The organism is Citrobacter sp. MGH110, from assembly GCF_001037515.1.
Taxonomy (GTDB): domain Bacteria; phylum Pseudomonadota; class Gammaproteobacteria; order Enterobacterales; family Enterobacteriaceae; genus Citrobacter; species Citrobacter portucalensis.
Genome location: NZ_KQ089830.1, coordinates 2,210,113 through 2,225,556 on the forward strand (window position 1 = coordinate 2,210,113; position 15,444 = coordinate 2,225,556).

16 protein-coding genes are annotated in these 15,444 nt (G+C 49.7%); 14 read left to right on the forward strand and 2 right to left on the reverse strand.

From position 1 onward, the window contains the following. Positions 1 to 8 precede the first annotated feature (8 nt). The 3 genes from kdpC to kdpE are packed head-to-tail and all read left to right on the forward strand — an operon-like array spanning position 9 to position 3,944. The gene (gene kdpC, locus SK38_RS10605) at positions 9 to 575 is read left to right on the forward strand and encodes a potassium-transporting ATPase subunit KdpC (protein WP_048235873.1); all 567 of its coding nucleotides are present in this window, start codon (positions 9 to 11) and stop codon (positions 573 to 575) included. Between the two features lie 10 nt (positions 576 to 585). Continuing rightward, on the forward strand, positions 586 to 3,270 hold the full coding sequence (gene kdpD, locus SK38_RS10610; protein WP_008784119.1) for a two-component system sensor histidine kinase KdpD: 2,685 nt from the start codon (positions 586 to 588) through the stop codon (positions 3,268 to 3,270). Beyond that, positions 3,267 to 3,944: a two-component system response regulator KdpE gene (kdpE, locus tag SK38_RS10615; protein WP_048226088.1), complete on the forward strand. Its 678-nt coding sequence runs from the start codon at positions 3,267 to 3,269 to the stop codon at positions 3,942 to 3,944. The genes kdpD and kdpE overlap by 4 nt, the downstream gene beginning before the upstream one ends. Before the next feature lie 89 nt (positions 3,945 to 4,033). On the opposite strand, the gene pgm is transcribed toward kdpE, so the two are convergent. Then, the gene (gene pgm, locus SK38_RS10620; RefSeq protein WP_008784117.1) at positions 4,034 to 5,674 is read right to left on the reverse strand and encodes a phosphoglucomutase (alpha-D-glucose-1,6-bisphosphate-dependent); all 1,641 of its coding nucleotides are present in this window, start codon (positions 5,672 to 5,674) and stop codon (positions 4,034 to 4,036) included. A gap of 24 nt (positions 5,675 to 5,698) precedes the next feature. After that, complete coding sequence (seqA, locus tag SK38_RS24990; RefSeq protein ID WP_003022848.1) at positions 5,699 to 6,241, reverse strand: replication initiation negative regulator SeqA; 543 nt, start codon at positions 6,239 to 6,241, stop codon at positions 5,699 to 5,701. 194 nt (positions 6,242 to 6,435) lie between these two features. On the opposite strand from seqA, the gene ybfF reads away from it, so the two are divergent. From ybfF to SK38_RS10675, 11 genes are all read left to right on the forward strand, one after another. Continuing rightward, on the forward strand, positions 6,436 to 7,209 hold the full coding sequence (ybfF, locus tag SK38_RS10630; RefSeq protein WP_048236466.1) for an esterase: 774 nt from the start codon (positions 6,436 to 6,438) through the stop codon (positions 7,207 to 7,209). Positions 7,210 to 7,337: 128 nt separating this feature from the next. Beyond that, positions 7,338 to 7,625 carry a LexA regulated protein gene (gene ybfE / locus SK38_RS10635; RefSeq protein ID WP_003831362.1) on the forward strand — a complete coding sequence of 96 codons (288 nt, stop codon included), beginning with the start codon at positions 7,338 to 7,340 and terminating at the stop codon, positions 7,623 to 7,625. Positions 7,626 to 7,780: 155 nt separating this feature from the next. Continuing rightward, on the forward strand, positions 7,781 to 8,311 hold the full coding sequence (gene fldA, locus SK38_RS10640; RefSeq protein ID WP_003022839.1) for a flavodoxin FldA: 531 nt from the start codon (positions 7,781 to 7,783) through the stop codon (positions 8,309 to 8,311). Positions 8,312 to 8,521: 210 nt separating this feature from the next. Then, positions 8,522 to 8,608 (forward strand): ryhB-regulated fur leader peptide, encoded by an 87-nt coding sequence (locus SK38_RS24995; RefSeq protein ID WP_100247215.1) that lies wholly within the window; start codon positions 8,522 to 8,524, stop codon positions 8,606 to 8,608. Further along, positions 8,601 to 9,053, forward strand: coding sequence for a ferric iron uptake transcriptional regulator (gene fur, locus SK38_RS10645; protein WP_048235874.1), 453 nt, complete (start codon positions 8,601 to 8,603; stop codon positions 9,051 to 9,053). The genes SK38_RS24995 and fur overlap by 8 nt, the downstream gene beginning before the upstream one ends. Before the next feature lie 189 nt (positions 9,054 to 9,242). Further along, positions 9,243 to 12,053, forward strand: a complete 2,811-nt coding sequence (locus SK38_RS10650) for a sigma-54-dependent transcriptional regulator (protein ID WP_082196952.1) — start codon at positions 9,243 to 9,245, stop codon at positions 12,051 to 12,053. A gap of 150 nt (positions 12,054 to 12,203) precedes the next feature. Next, the gene (locus tag SK38_RS10655) at positions 12,204 to 12,626 is read left to right on the forward strand and encodes a PTS sugar transporter subunit IIA (RefSeq protein WP_048235875.1); all 423 of its coding nucleotides are present in this window, start codon (positions 12,204 to 12,206) and stop codon (positions 12,624 to 12,626) included. A gap of 14 nt (positions 12,627 to 12,640) precedes the next feature. Then, positions 12,641 to 13,369, forward strand: coding sequence for a BtpA/SgcQ family protein (locus tag SK38_RS10660; protein WP_048235876.1), 729 nt, complete (start codon positions 12,641 to 12,643; stop codon positions 13,367 to 13,369). Next, positions 13,366 to 13,839, forward strand: coding sequence for a PTS sugar transporter subunit IIB (locus SK38_RS10665; protein WP_048235877.1), 474 nt, complete (start codon positions 13,366 to 13,368; stop codon positions 13,837 to 13,839). The genes SK38_RS10660 and SK38_RS10665 overlap by 4 nt, the downstream gene beginning before the upstream one ends. 10 nt (positions 13,840 to 13,849) lie before the next feature. After that, a complete protein-coding gene (locus SK38_RS10670) occupies positions 13,850 to 14,611 on the forward strand; it encodes a PTS mannose/fructose/sorbose/N-acetylgalactosamine transporter subunit IIC (RefSeq protein ID WP_048235878.1) in 762 nt (253 codons plus the stop codon). Further along, positions 14,595 to 15,413: a PTS system mannose/fructose/sorbose family transporter subunit IID gene (locus SK38_RS10675; RefSeq protein ID WP_048235879.1), complete on the forward strand. Its 819-nt coding sequence runs from the start codon at positions 14,595 to 14,597 to the stop codon at positions 15,411 to 15,413. The genes SK38_RS10670 and SK38_RS10675 overlap by 17 nt, the downstream gene beginning before the upstream one ends. The last annotated feature ends 31 nt before the right edge of the window (positions 15,414 to 15,444 follow it).

The following is a 15,444-nucleotide window of genomic DNA, read 5'->3' on the forward strand; positions in this document are numbered from 1 at the left end:
GGTTTCAGATGAGTGGATTACGTCCTGCATTATCAACATTGATTTTCCTGATGCTTATCACCGGCGGGGCTTACCCGTTGTTGACCACCGCGTTGGGGCAGTGGTGGTTTCCCCACCAGGCTAACGGCTCGCTTCTACGCGAAGGTCAGGTCGTTCGCGGCTCTGCGCTCATTGGGCAACATTTTACCGCGGCCGGTTATTTTCAGGGACGCCCGTCTGCTACAGCAGAAATGCCCTATAATCCAATGGCTTCAGGCGGCAGCAATCTGGCAGCCAGCAACCCGGAACTGGATAAACAGCTGCAAAGCCGGATAGCCGCGCTGCGTGCAGCTAACCCGCAGGCAAATCCTGTCGTTCCGGTAGAGCTGGTAACGGCTTCTGCCAGCGGGCTGGACAACAACCTGACACCCGCCGCGGTGGCCTGGCAAATCCCCCGCGTGGCGCAGGCTCGCAACCTCAGCATTGAAGAGGTCACGCGCCTGGTTGCACAATACACGCAAAAGCCGTTGGTCAGTTTTATCGGCCAGCCGGTGGTGAACCTGGTGGAACTTAATTTAGCGCTGGATAAGCACTGAGAAAAAGGACATGCATAACGAACCCTTACGCCCCGACCCCGATCGCCTGCTGGAGCAGACCGCTGCCCCGCACCGCGGAAAACTGAAAATTTTCTTCGGCGCGTGTGCAGGCGTCGGTAAAACCTGGGCCATGCTGGCAGAGGCCCAGCGGCTGCGGGCGCAGGGGTTAGATGTGCTGATTGGCGTGGTGGAAACCCACGGACGCAAAGAGACCGCCGCGCTACTGGACGGTCTCAGCATCCTGCCGCTAAAGAGACAGGCGCGCCATGGTCGTCATATCAGCGAGTTCGATCTCGACGCGGCGCTGGCCCGCCGTCCGGCGCTCATTTTGATGGATGAACTGGCGCACAGTAATGCGCCTGGCTCACGCCACCCTAAGCGTTGGCAAGACATTGAAGAACTGATCGAAGCCGGTATTGACGTTTTTACTACCGTCAACGTGCAGCATCTGGAAAGCCTCAATGATGTTGTCAGCGGCGTCACCGGCATTCAGGTTCGCGAAACCGTCCCCGATCCTTTTTTCGATGCCGCCGATGATGTGGTGCTGGTCGATCTTCCCCCCGACGATTTGCGCCAACGCCTGAACGAAGGCAAGGTCTATATCGCCGGTCAGGCGGAAAGAGCCATCGAGCATTTCTTTCGCAAAGGGAACTTGATCGCGCTACGTGAGCTGGCCCTGCGCCGCACGGCCGATCGGGTCGACGATCAGATGCGTGCCTGGCGAGGGCGTCCGGGGGAAGAAAAAGTCTGGCATACCCGTGACGCCATTTTACTGTGCATTGGACACAATACCGGCAGCGAAAAGCTGGTGCGTGCTGCCGCGCGTCTGGCAGCGCGCCTCGGCAGCGTCTGGCATGCAGTGTATGTCGAAACGCCAGCGCTGCACCGACTGCCCGAAAAACAGCGCCGGGCAATCCTAAGCGCTCTGCGGTTAGCCCAGGAGCTGGGTGCAGAAACCGCCACCCTTTCCGATCCCGCTGAAGACAAGGCTGTAATCCGCTACGCTCGTGAGCATAATCTGGGAAAAATTGTCCTCGGACGTCCGACTACACGACGCTGGTGGCGCAGTGATTCCTTTGCTGACAAACTGGCCCATCGCGCACCGGATCTCGACCTGATGATTGTTGCACTCGATGAGCCACCTTCGCGCCCTGTGCTACAAACTGCAGATAACCGCACCTTTAAGGATAAATGGCGGGTACAAATTCAGGGTTGTGTGGTTGCCGTCGCGCTGTGCGCCATCATTACGTTGATTGCCATGCAGTGGTTGATGGCCTTTGACGCCGCCAACCTGGTGATGATCTATTTATTGGGCGTGGTGGTTATCGCCCTCTTTTACGGACGCTGGCCGTCGGTGCTGGCAACTTTTATTAACGTCGCCAGCTTCGATCTCTTCTTTATTGCTCCGCGTGGCACGCTGGCCGTTTCCGACGTCCAGTACCTGCTCACCTTCGCCGTGATGCTAACGGTAGGGCTGGTTATTGGTAATCTGACCGCCGGAGTGCGTTATCAGGCGCGGGTGGCCCGTTATCGTGAACAACGTACGCGCCATTTGTATGAGATGTCGAAAGCGCTGGCCGTTGGGCGTAGTCAGCAAGATATTGCCGCCACCAGCGAACAGTTTATTGCCTCAACGTTCCAGGCCCGCAGCCAGGTTTTACTGCCCGGTGAGAACGGTAAGCTGGCCCCTCTCACCCATCAACAGGGCATGACGCCGTGGGATGATGCCATTGCCCAATGGAGCTTTGATAAAGGGCAACCGGCTGGCGCAGGTACTGACACGTTGCCAGGTGTGCCGTATCAAATTTTACCGTTAAAAAGTGCTGACAAAACGCATGGGCTGCTGGTTGTGGAACCAGGAAATTTACGCCAGTTGATGATCCCCGAACAGCAACGCCTGCTGGAAACTTTTACTTTACTGGTCGCCAGTGCGCTGGAGCGTCTGACGCTGACTGCCAGCGAAGAGCAAGCCCGGTTTGCCAGCGAGCGCGAAAGCATTCGCAACGCGCTGCTCGCCGCCCTTTCCCACGATTTACGTACACCGCTAACGGTGCTGTTTGGTCAGGCAGAGATCTTAACGTTGGATCTGGCAAGCGAAGGATCGCCGCACGCGCGCCAGGCCAGTGAGATTCGCCAGCACGTCCTTAATACGACCCGACTGGTTAATAACCTGCTGGATATGGCGCGAATTCAGTCTGGCGGCTTTAATCTTAAGAAGGAGTGGTTAACACTGGAAGAGGTGGTCGGCAGCGCCCTGCAGATGCTTGAGCCAGGACTCTCTGCTCCTATTAATTTGTCGCTACCAGCACCGTTGACGCTGATCCACGTCGATGGCCCACTCTTTGAACGGGTGCTGATTAATCTGCTGGAAAACGCCGTTAAATACGCAGGTCCAGCGGCGCAAATCGGTATTGATGCCAGCGTCGATGGCGAGCACCTGCAACTGGACGTCTGGGATAATGGCCCCGGCATTCCATCGGGTATGGAGCAGCGAGTTTTTGACAAGTTTTCCCGGGGAAACAAAGAGTCATCGGTACCGGGCGTTGGGCTGGGGCTGGCAATCTGTCAGGCCATTGTGGACGTGCACGGCGGTACGATTTCCGTCCACAATCGCGCACAGGGAGGAGCATGTTTCCGTGTTACACTGCCCCAGGAAATCCCCCCTGAACTTGAAGATTTTCATGAGGATATGTGACGAACGTACTGATTGTTGAAGATGAACAGGCTATCCGTCGCTTTCTGCGCACCGCGCTGGAAGCCGATGGTCTGCGTGTATATGAAGCGGAAACGCTGCAACGTGGTCTGCTGGAAGCCGCCACGCGAAAACCCGATCTCATCATTCTCGATCTCGGTCTGCCGGACGGTGACGGCATTGATTTTATTCGTGACCTGCGACAATGGAGCGCGATACCGGTAATTGTGCTCTCAGCCCGCAGCGAAGAAAGCGATAAAATCGCTGCCCTGGATGCCGGTGCCGATGACTATCTCAGTAAACCCTTTGGTATTGGCGAGCTACAGGCGCGATTACGCGTGGCATTGCGCCGCCACGCCAGCGGCGCGTCTCCCGAGCCGGTGGTGCATTTTTCCAACGTAAAAGTAGATATCGCCGCCCGCCTCGTACATCGTGGTGATGAAGAGATTCATCTGACGCCGATTGAGTTTCGCCTGTTAGCGGTACTGCTGAATAATGCCGGAAAGGTACTAACGCAACGCCAGTTGCTAAATCAGGTTTGGGGACCGAACGCCGTCGAACACAGTCACTATCTGCGAATTTACATGGGACACCTGCGCCAGAAGCTGGAACAGGACCCGGCGCGTCCGCGTCATTTTCTGACCGAAACCGGGATTGGCTATCGGTTTATGCCGTGAATCTAAGCCGAATAAAAAAAAGCCGGATCAGCGCAAAGCTATCCGGCTTTTTAATTCATGCCGGATAGCGACGCTATCCGGCCTACGGTTTACGCGTTTTTCAGCACTTCGCTGACGATCTCAACCGCTTCTTTTTCGATCTGCTTGCGGTGTTCTTCACCGAGGAAGCTCTCGCAATAGATTTTATAAGCGTCTTCGGTGCCGGACGGACGAGCGGCAAACCAGCCGTTGTCAGTCATCACTTTCAGACCGCCGATAGAAGCACCGTTGCCCGGTGCCGCCGTCAGACGTGCGGTGATCGGGTCGCCCGCCAGCGTGCTGGCACTCACCATTTCCGGAGACAGCTTAGACAGCGCCGCTTTCTGCGCGGAGGTCGCACTTGCCTGCAGGCGGTTGTAGCTCGGCGCACCAAAGCGGGCAGCCAGTTCGTTGTAGTGCTCCTGCGGATTCTTACCGGTCACTGCGGTAATTTCTGCCGCCAACAGGCACATGATGATGCCGTCTTTGTCGGTCGACCACGGTGTACCGTCGAAACGCAGGAAAGATGCCCCCGCGCTCTCTTCACCACCAAAGCCAAAGCTGCCGTCGAACAGACCGTCAACAAACCATTTAAAGCCAACCGGCACTTCGACCAGTTTACGCCCTAAATCATTCACCACGCGGTCAATCATCGCCGAGGACACCAGTGTCTTACCAACGGCAACATCTTTGCCCCACTGCGGACGATGCTGGAACAGGTAGTTGATCGCCACCGCCAGATAGTGGTTCGGATTCATTAGCCCTGCCGGGGTGACAATACCGTGACGGTCGTAGTCTGGGTCGTTGGCAAAGGCCAGATCGAACTTGTCGCGCAGCGCCAGCAGGCCCGCCATCGCGCACTCGGAGGAGCAGTCCATGCGGATTGCGCCATCTTTGTCGAGATGCATGAAACGGAAAGTCTGATCAACGTGATCGTTAACGATAGTCAGGTTCAGGTTGTAGTGCTTAGCAATACGCTTCCAGTATTCGATACCGGAACCGCCCAGCGGATCGACACCCAGCGTCAGACCCGCTTTTTGGATCGCTGCCATGTCGACGATGTCAGCCAGTCCTTCGACAAACGGCTGAACCAGATCCTGCTCTGTTACATGACCAGATGCCAGCGCAGCGTCCAGCGACATGCGCTTCACGCCTTGCAGACCGTCAGCCAGCAGCGCGTTGGCTCTGTCTTCCACCACTTTGGTGACGTTGGTATCTGCCGGACCACCGTTTGGCGGGTTGTATTTAATGCCGCCATCTTCCGGCGGGTTGTGGGACGGCGTGATCACAATGCCGTCAGCCAGCGGGCCGCCTTTTTTATTGTGGACCAGGATAGCATTCGACACAGCAGGGGTTGGCGTAAAGCCGTTATTTTCCTGCACGATGACGTCAACGCCGTTCGCCGCCAGCACTTCCAGTACAGAGATAAAAGCCGGTTCAGACAGCGCGTGGGTATCCTTGCCCACATAGCACGGGCCAGTAATCCCGTTTTTCGCACGTTCTTCAGCAATCGCCTGAGCGATAGCCAGAATATGCGGCTCGTTAAAACTATGACGACCTGCACTGCCGCGATGTCCGGACGTACCGAACTTAACGGCGTGCTCAGCGTTCCCTGCTGTTGGTTTCAGTACATAGTACTGTGCCGTCAGTTGGGCGACGTTAATCAAATCACTCTGTTGCGCAGGTTGACCTGCACGGTTGTGGATTGCCATTGCCTGGTCCTTCTAATGCAAGGATTAAATTGTTCCGCAAACCTTTTCAATCAATTCCGCAGGGAATTGCATTGACTGCATGATGTGTTCAACCATGCTGCATTTACGGCCGGTATTGGTGTTGGTGATCACCCAGTACGGCGTGCCTGGCACGTGTTTCGGTTTGGTTTGATTACCATTTTTCAGCAGCGTCTGTTCATCCGCTGCAAAATAAACGCGCGTACGGCCATGCAACGATTCCGTTGCTTCGGCGAACGCGTTTTGATCCAGTGAATAGAGTGTAGACAGCACCAGCATAAAGCGATTTACTGCTTTCTTCTGTTCCGCGTATTCGTCGGACAGCAGCAGTTCACGCATCGCGCGCACTTTATCTTTTACGGGGTTAACCGGCTTAGCTTCCACGACAGGTTGCACAGCGCGGACTTCTTTGACTATCGGAGTGACAGGCTGTGATGCGGCGGAAAATTTCAACATACGCCGTAAAATGTCGGATGCGCTCTCGCCAATATGCTTGGTGTGGCTGGCAATATAGCTATAGAGTTCATCATCAACTTCAATCGTTTTCATCTTAATCCAGTGCAGTGTTTAGCTGAATACAAGTTGTCGGGGTAAACACACGTAGTGTAAAGGCAAATCCCAACAGCGGATAGCGTCAAGCCTGGTGGCCAGCAAAACTCAGAGTAACCGTAGTTGTTGCAGCCATGTGGCAGAATGGTCAACATGATACCCTAACCCGTGAGTGTGAAAAAAAGAACTTTGCCATGAAATTGAATATCCGAGCGCAATCTGCGCAAAACCTGCACAATAATTCTCCCATCGTCCTGGTTCACGGCCTGTTTGGCAGTCTGGATAACCTGGGGATCCTGGCGCGCGATCTGGTGGTCGATCACGATATCATCCAGGTCGATATGCGAAATCATGGCCTCTCCCCTCGTTCCCCTGAGATGAATTATCCGGCCATGGCGCAAGATTTGCTGGATACGCTGGACGCTCAGCAAATAGAAAAGGCGACCTTTATTGGTCACTCGATGGGGGGAAAAGCCGTCATGGCGTTAACCGCGCTGGCTCCTGATCGTATCGATCGACTGGTGGCCATTGATATTGCGCCGGTCGACTATCATGTTCGCCGTCACGATGCGATCTTTACCGCTATTAATGCCGTAACCGATGCCCAGGCCACTTCGCGTCAGCAGGCGGCCAGCGTCATGCGTCAACATCTGCATGAAGAAGGCGTAATCCAGTTTCTGCTGAAATCTTTCGTCGACGGCGAGTGGCGTTTTAACGTTCCCGTGCTGTGGGATCAATATCCTCATATCGTCGGTTGGGAAACCATTCCTGCATGGGAGCACCCGGCGCTGTTTATCCCTGGCGGCAACTCACCGTATGTTACCGAAGCGTATCGCGAACAACTGCTGGCGCAATTCCCACAGGCTCGGGCGCATGTTATTGCTGGAGCCGGTCATTGGGTGCATGCGGAAAAACCGGAGGCGGTGCTGCGCGCCATCCGTCGTTATCTGAACGAACAGGCTAACTGATTAAAAACTCAGCGTCTGCGCGCGATTACGCGCGTGGGCGTTGGCGTGTCACCCCTGCTGATGTATTATGGCGCGCTATCCATCCGGGCAGACGCCTGGCTGATTGTTTCCCCGAAGTCACCAAGATCATGGCCAAAGAACAAACGGACCGTACGACATTAGATCTGTTCGCGCAGGAGCGTCGCCCGGGACGACCCAAAACTAATCCGCTCTCGCGTGATGAACAGTTACGTATTAATAAACGTAATCAGCTTAAGCGTGACAAAGTTCGCGGGCTTAAGCGTGTCGAACTGAAACTGAACGCTGATGCCGTTGACGCTCTGAACGAGCTGGCCGAGGCGCGCAACATGAGTCGCAGTGAACTCATCGAAGAGATGCTGATGACCCAACTCAGCACATTGCGCGGTCAGGCATAGTCTGAATTTCTGCTCTAAATCATAAATCGTGTAGCACAGAGTGCAGTCCTGCGTGTTTGCTGTTTCCGCATGCCTGACTGTTCTGCTATGATTGCCCTTATCCGTGGGCAATGCGCCACCACCATTTCAATAAGTTTCAAGAGGTTATTTTACTCATGGCAATCACTGGCATCTTTTTCGGCAGCGACACCGGTAATACCGAAAACATCGCAAAAATGATTCAAAAACAGCTTGGTAAAGACGTTGCCGATGTTCATGACATTGCAAAAAGCAGCAAAGAAGACCTCGAAGGTTATGACATTCTGCTGCTCGGCATCCCAACCTGGTACTACGGTGAAGCTCAGTGTGACTGGGACGACTTCTTCCCTACCCTCGAAGACATTGATTTTAATGGCAAACTGGTTGCATTGTTCGGCTGCGGCGACCAGGAAGATTACGCAGAATATTTCTGCGATGCGTTAGGGACCATTCGCGACATCATCGAACCGCGCGGCGCAACCATCGTTGGTCACTGGCCGACGGCGGGTTATCACTTTGAAGCGTCTAAAGGACTGGCTGACGACGACCACTTTGTCGGTCTGGCTATCGATGAAGATCGCCAGCCAGAACTGACAGCAGAACGCGTAGAAAAATGGGTTAAGCAGATCTCTGAAGAGCTGCACCTCGACGAAATCATCAATGCCTGATTTCGTGCGGCGCAGATTTCTATCTGCGCCGCATCAATAGATAAAACCAATCAAAATAATTGCTACAAATTTGTAACTTTTTCGTCTGACCCTGTACAATGGCTGGATGCCAATCGGGTGTTGCACAGTGTGTTTGTCGGCGATACCACGTTTTGATTAACAATATATGCCAGAGACTTGCAGTTTTCATTTAGCCATGGCAGTTCTATAATGATACGCATTATCTCAAGTGCAATTTCTGTCACTTCTGTTAATGAAGTGAATCGTTTAGCTACAGGACAGATTCCGCATGACTGACAACAATACCGCATTAAAGAAGGCTGGCCTGAAAGTAACGCTTCCTCGTTTAAAAATTCTGGAAGTTCTTCAGGAACCGGATAACCATCACGTCAGTGCGGAAGATTTATACAAACGCCTGATCGATATGGGTGAAGAGATTGGTCTGGCGACCGTGTATCGTGTGCTGAACCAGTTTGATGATGCCGGTATCGTGACCCGCCATAATTTTGAAGGTGGTAAATCCGTCTTCGAACTGACTCAACAGCATCATCACGATCACCTCATCTGTCTTGACTGCGGCAAAGTAGTCGAGTTCAGCGATGATTCCATCGAAGCGCGCCAGCGTGAGATTGCGGCTAAACATGGTATTCGTTTAACCAACCATAGTCTCTATCTCTACGGCCACTGCGCTGAAGGCGATTGCCGCGAAGATGAGCATGCCCACGACGGTGTCTCCAAGTAATTTATGTCTCACATTAATCCCCGGCTCTGCATGAGCCGGGGATTAACGTACCAGCAAAATATAAGTACGAAATAGTCACAATTACCGCCAGTCGTCCGCCGAAAATCCGCAAAATGTGTTAACCTCCCCCGCGGCTAAATCAAATAATAATCGTTGTAGCATGATGACTCTTTACCTGTTAAATGAGGCATGATGTCCCGCAATATTATTTTTTATTACTTCTTCAAATGTACTGGACATCAGATCCAGGGCGGAACAGGCAAGAGGCTCGCGGTGTTAAAAGATAAAATCTTTGCGTTTTTGGCAGAAGAGACCCGTTATTTTTCTTTTGACTCGCTGGACGACTTTCACACAGCCCAGACCATGGCGGAACGCTTCAATGTAAAACGTAATACCATCAGCCATTACCTCAATCAGTTAATTGATGATAATGTAGTCATCAAACTCAACACTCGCCCTGTCTATTTTTTGCATAGAGCCGTCTTTGAAGAACACTTTTTCCCTGTCCATCAGTCCGTATTTTCCAGTCTTATCGAGTTAAAAAATCATCAATATAAACAAGAAAATACATTCGCAGAGTTAATCGGTGCTAATGGTAGTCTGATCCCGGTGATCGAAAAACTGAATACAGCTATCTGTTATCCGCCGCATGGCCTGTCGGTAATGCTGTACGGTCCGACAGGCAGCGGTAAGAGCATGTTGGCGCAGTTGTCCTGGAAACGCGCAGTTGAGAAGCAAATTCTGCCGCCAGCAGCGCCATTTATTGCCTTTAACTGTGCACAGTATGCCAACAACCCGGAGCTGTTATCGAGCCACCTGTTTGGCTATGTCAAAGGTGCGTTCACCGGTGCGGATAAAACCACCGAAGGTTTATTACAAAAAGCCAATGGCGGGGTACTGTTTCTTGATGAAATCCATCGCCTAAATGCAGAAAGCCAGGAAAAGTTGTTCACCTTTATGGATACCGGGCGTTTTCGGCGGATGGGTGAAAGTGAAAAGGAAAACAGCGCTCAGGTCAGGCTTATTTTTGCCACCACTGTGTCACCTCAAGAGTATTTCCTGGATACCTTTATCCGCCGGATCCCATTGAATATTGCAATTCCTTCATTGGAAGAAAGAGGTGAAGCTGAAAAAATCCAGTTCATTTATGCTTTCTTCCTTGAGGAAGCCAAACTACTTGGCCGGAATATAAAACTGTCATCTCAAGTAAATAGTGTTTTAAAACACCACGTTTACCCTGGAAATGTTGGCGAGCTAAAAAATACGATCACCTGTCTGAGCGCCGGAAGATTCGCAAAATCTCAGCCGGGACAGACACTTTCTTTGCATTTAGACGATTTACCCGAGAGCATCGCTTTACACGCGGCGAAGACTAAACATGCGGTGTCGGGTGACCCGGTTGTTTTTACGCCGACAACCACCCTGCAACAATTATCCCTCCCAGCAACACCCCTGAGCCAATTTATCAGCGACTTTTGGGATAACATTTTAGAGCTGTTTCAACAACAGAGTGAGGGTACACTGCTATCCACCGTGTCTCGTGAAATCGATACGCTGTTTGATAAAATCATATTTGATCCGAAAACTAAAAACGTTCACTCAGCCATTTATTCGAACCTCAGTGCCATTCAGGATATTGTTCAACAGATAGAAGATAAACATGCCGTACAGTTCAATGGCAACCGCCTGTACGGTCTGGCATGGTATTTATTCACTAAAAAGAGACAAGGCAACGAACCTACCCCAGCACAGAAAAAAATGCTCAAAAATCTGCAACATTATTTGAGTCAGCATCTGGCTGAGGAGCAATCTATTGCAGGTAAGTTATCCGCGCAGTTTGAACAACAGTTTGATCTCACCATTGCGTTAGAGGATGAGGTATTTTTTACACTGTATTTGAAAAGCATGAAAATGGTGACGGTTTCCCCAAGAACGAAAGCCGTCATTCTAGCGCATGGCTACGCAACAGCCAGCAGTATCGCCAATGTGGTCAACCGGATGCTAGGTGACACTATTTTTGCCTCTTTCGATATGCCTATTGATACGGCGATCAAAGACATTGCCAGTAATATTCTGCAGTACATAAACGATAATGACATGTCCAACGGACTGGTTATCCTGGTGGATATGGGGTCATTGACGGATATTTACTCCGAATTTAATAAAAGTATCCATTTCCCGGTCGCCATTATTAACAACGTATCCACCGCAATGGCTCTGCATGTTGGTGAGTTATTGCTGGACAATGCCTCACTGGAAAACATTGTTGAAAATGTTACCTCGTATCAAAAGAATGACAGTAAAATAATCTATTCAGAGCAAGCCAAACGCCCTGTCATCATTACCTGCTGCTATACCGGGATGGGTACAGCGCAGCGCGTACAGTCATTGTTGGAAGACAGTATCCCTAAAGAAGCCGGTGTTGATGTGATTGCCTACGATCATCAGCTACTGCTTTCAGAGTCCTCTCGTCAGTCGCTTTTTCAGTTCTATAACATCATTGCCGTAGTCGGCACAGTCAATCCGGAAATTCCCTTTATTCCTTATATCTCATTAGATGACCTGATCAGTGGGCGGGGTGATGTCCGTTTGGATACAGTATTCCAGGGAATCGCTGATGCTGAAATGATCCAGACTATCAACGACCGCTTGGTGCATAATTTTTCGTTGAAACGCGTAATTGCTCAGTTAACGATTCTGGACACAGGAAAAATTCTCGAACATCTGGATATTTGTCTCTGCACACTGGAAAGATTACTGAAAAAACGCTTAACCAATGAAACGAAGATCAATCTCTATGTGCATGTGAGTTGCATGTTGGAGCGATTAATTCGTCAGATCCCAATCGAAACTTACTCCTCGCAAGATACCTTTAGCCAGAACGATAAAGAAACACTATGCATGATCCAGGATGCCTTTAGTGTCATAGAAGACACTTATAGTGTCACAATTCCCTTTAGCGAAATAGGCTATATTTACGACATCATAAAATCAAATTAGCCTTAAAAATCAATTAATTAATACAATAACCTTCTCCATTCCCTCTCAGCTTTGACATTAGCTGGCATGATTCCTGCTATTTGATACTCAGGCTTATCATTTATTACGACAAGCGTAGGTATCGTCACTTAATGCGGAGAATGGAGCTGTATGCGTAAGTTTTTGTTCGCCAGTCATGGCAGATTCGCTGATGGAATCAGAGATTCACTGGAAATGGTCGTTGGTAAAAATGAAGATATCTCTACACTTTGCGCCTATACCGAGGACGTTCCTGATATAAAAGTCAGCGTACAAAAATTTCTGGCGTCTTTAGACAGTCAGGATGATGCGATTGTGATTACTGATATCTCAAAGGGAAGTGTCACCAACGAATTTATTACTTATCTTGAAGACCCGCGCTTGCATTTAATCACCGGACTTAATTTACCGTTACTGATTGCGTTGATACTGGAGAGTCCGGATACCGTTGATACCAAAGAGTTGATTAGAACTGCCGTTCTTGAATCAAAAGAAACCATTCAGTACTGCAACGATATCCTATTAACCAGAAACCATAAAACAGAAGATTTTTAATATCAGGAGCGCCCATGAAAAATAAAGTTGAAACGTTATTCGGCAATAATAAATTCATCCTTGCCATGCTGCATCTGAAAGGTGAAGGCGATCATGATGTTCTTGAAAATGCTAAGAAAGAAATTCGAATTTATCAGGAAAATGATGTTGATGCAGTTATTGTTGAAAACTATTTTGGCACACCAGAACAAGTAGAAAGTGTTCTACATTATCTTGATAGTAATCGTATAGACATTATCTACGGTGTGAATTTGCTGGATGATGATCGCAAAGGATTTGAGCTGGCAAAAAAATATAATGCCAGTTTCATCCAATTAGATTCTGTCGCCGGACACTTACCTCCCGAAGAAGATCTCATATTTGCCCAGTTCCTTGAAGAACACCGTCAGGAGTCCTCGGTTGCCATTTTCGGTGGCGTACGTTTCAAATACCAACCCTATCGCTCTGGGCGTAGCCTGGAGGAGGATTTGATGCTGGGCATGCAACGCTGCGATGCGATTGTGGTTACCGGTGATGCTACCGGGCAGGAAACAGATGAAAATAAAATTCGTGAATTCAAGGCAATTATTGGTGATTTTCCTTTAATTATCGGCGCAGGAATTACCCTTGATAATTGTCAGGATCAGTTGGCACTTGGCGCAGGTGCAGTTGTTGGCAGTTATTTTAAAGATACCTATAAAGACACCGGTAATGTTTGCGCCGAGCATGTTTCGCAGTTAATGAAAAAGGTAAAACAAAAATGATTAAATTATTACGTGTTGACCATCGCTTACTACATGGACAGGTGGCATTTGCCTGGACTGCAGCGCTACAGGCCGACTGCATTCTCATTGCAAATGATGACATCATTAATGATGAACTAAAAATGACCGCCATGCGTCTGGCCAGGCCCAATAACGTTAAGCTGGTCATAAAAAATATCCACGATTCCATTAAAGCATTACAAAGCGGTGCAACAGAAAAATACAACCTCTTTATTGTTGTCGCCTCAATTAATGATGCCCATGCACTGGCTATAGAATACGATAAAATAACCAGCATAAACCTCGGGGGGATTAAATCTGCTCCAGGAACCCGTCAAATCTCTAAAGCAATATTTATTACCGAGCAGGATGTAGCACAATTAAAAGCGCTGGATAAAAAAGGTGTAGAACTTGAGATTAGACAAGTTCCAAATGATACCCGCTTAAAAGCTATCGCCTTACTTGGATGAGGTAATGGATATGAGTTTATTAATGCAATCTTTTTTATTAGGTGGCTTGTCCTGTGTAGGTTACCTGGACTCCATCTTTGGCACCGCCATGCTCCGGCGACCTATCGTTATGGGGCCGTTGGTAGGGCTGATTATGGGCGATCTTACCAATGGCATCATTATTGGTTCGGCAATCGAACTCGTCCTGCTTGGTGCGTTTCAAATAGGTGCATCCAATCCGCCTGACGTGACATCCGGAGGGATTTTAGGCACAGCATTTGCAATTGCCTCCGGGCAGAATGTAGCAACCGCCGTCGCCCTCGCGGTGCCTATCGCCACGCTGGTATTGGTGTTACAGAACGCCGTTTATATTTTTGTCTTACCGATATTTTGTCGCCGGGCAGACAAACATGCATTAAATGCCAATATTAATGGCGTGGTACGGATGCATATTTACTCGACCCTCGCCTGCTCGGTACCGTTCGCCATTCTGGTAGGATTTGCATTTTATGTTGGCACCCCGGTAGTCAATGCCATCCTTGAAGCAATCCCTAAAGATATTATGACGGGAATGACAATAGCGACGGGAATCCTACCAGCACTGGGCTTCGCCATGTTGGCGAGAATGATCATCAACAAAAAAGTGTTCCCCTATTTTTTCTTTGGTTTTTTACTGGCGGCCTATTTAAAGCTGCCTCTGGTCGGGATCGCCCTGTTTGGCCTGTTCCTCGCCATCGTACTCGTCAATAACGAAGCCAAAAAACAAGAGGTCATCGATGACAACGAATTCTGATGCCAAAATTACCCGGCGAGACCTATGGAGCGTCTATTTTCGCTCATTGACCATGGAGTCCTCTTGGAACTATGAACGTATGATGCATATGGGCTACACCTTTTCCATGGTTCCCATCATCCGAAAAACGTGCAAAACAGACCAGGAGATCTCTGATGCGTTGGTCAGACATTTAGAGTTTTTTAATACCACACCCCATCTGTCGACATTACCGTTAGGGATTACTTCCGCTATGGAAGAACGTCGCATGCTTGACGATGACTTTGATGCCAGTTCAATAAATGCCGTGAAAGCCTCACTGATGGGCCCTTTAGCTGGCATTGGCGACTCTTTCTTCTGGGGTACTTTGCGTATTATCGCCGCAGGTCTGGGTATTTCACTTGCCTCCAGCGGTAACATCCTGGGCCCATTATTGTTCCTGTTAGTATTTAACGTTCCGCACTACTTCATCCGCTACTTCTGCTTAATGGGTGGATACCGATTGGGCGCTGATTTCTTTAAAAAAATGGAAGAATCAGGAATGATGCAAAAAATCACCTATGGGGCCGCTATTTTGGGGCTAATGGTGATAGGAGGGATGACGGCCACCATGGTCTCGTTGAACGTCCCTTTTGTGATTGGCGAAGGCGATTATGCCGTACCGTTGCAGAAAATCTTGAACGATATTATGCCATGTCTGTTACCCATGGGGGCATTTGGCGTCATGTACTATCTGTTAGGTAAGAATATCCAAATTTCCCGCATCCTCATTGGCATCATTGTGGTTTCAATACTGGGGGCATACTTAAACATTCTTGGCTAATTGCACAGCACAATCAAATCGGGCGGAGAAT

Coding starts and splice junctions, on each gene's coding strand:
- SK38_RS10675 (WP_048235879.1), top strand. CDS start 14,595: ATGACAACGAATTCTGATGCCAAAATTACCCGGCGAGACCTATGGAGC.
- fldA (WP_003022839.1), top strand. CDS start 7,781: ATGGCAATCACTGGCATCTTTTTCGGCAGCGACACCGGTAATACCGAA.
- SK38_RS10660 (WP_048235876.1), top strand. CDS start 12,641: ATGAAAAATAAAGTTGAAACGTTATTCGGCAATAATAAATTCATCCTT.
- ybfF (WP_048236466.1), top strand. CDS start 6,436: ATGAAATTGAATATCCGAGCGCAATCTGCGCAAAACCTGCACAATAAT.
- seqA (WP_003022848.1), bottom strand. CDS start 6,241: ATGAAAACGATTGAAGTTGATGATGAACTCTATAGCTATATTGCCAGC.
- SK38_RS10655 (WP_048235875.1), top strand. CDS start 12,204: ATGCGTAAGTTTTTGTTCGCCAGTCATGGCAGATTCGCTGATGGAATC.
- SK38_RS10670 (WP_048235878.1), top strand. CDS start 13,850: ATGAGTTTATTAATGCAATCTTTTTTATTAGGTGGCTTGTCCTGTGTA.
- ybfE (WP_003831362.1), top strand. CDS start 7,338: ATGGCCAAAGAACAAACGGACCGTACGACATTAGATCTGTTCGCGCAG.
- SK38_RS24995 (WP_100247215.1), top strand. CDS start 8,522: ATGATACGCATTATCTCAAGTGCAATTTCTGTCACTTCTGTTAATGAA.
- SK38_RS10665 (WP_048235877.1), top strand. CDS start 13,366: ATGATTAAATTATTACGTGTTGACCATCGCTTACTACATGGACAGGTG.
- kdpC (WP_048235873.1), top strand. CDS start 9: ATGAGTGGATTACGTCCTGCATTATCAACATTGATTTTCCTGATGCTT.
- pgm (WP_008784117.1), bottom strand. CDS start 5,674: ATGGCAATCCACAACCGTGCAGGTCAACCTGCGCAACAGAGTGATTTG.
- SK38_RS10650 (WP_082196952.1), top strand. CDS start 9,243: ATGATGTCCCGCAATATTATTTTTTATTACTTCTTCAAATGTACTGGA.
- kdpD (WP_008784119.1), top strand. CDS start 586: ATGCATAACGAACCCTTACGCCCCGACCCCGATCGCCTGCTGGAGCAG.
- fur (WP_048235874.1), top strand. CDS start 8,601: ATGACTGACAACAATACCGCATTAAAGAAGGCTGGCCTGAAAGTAACG.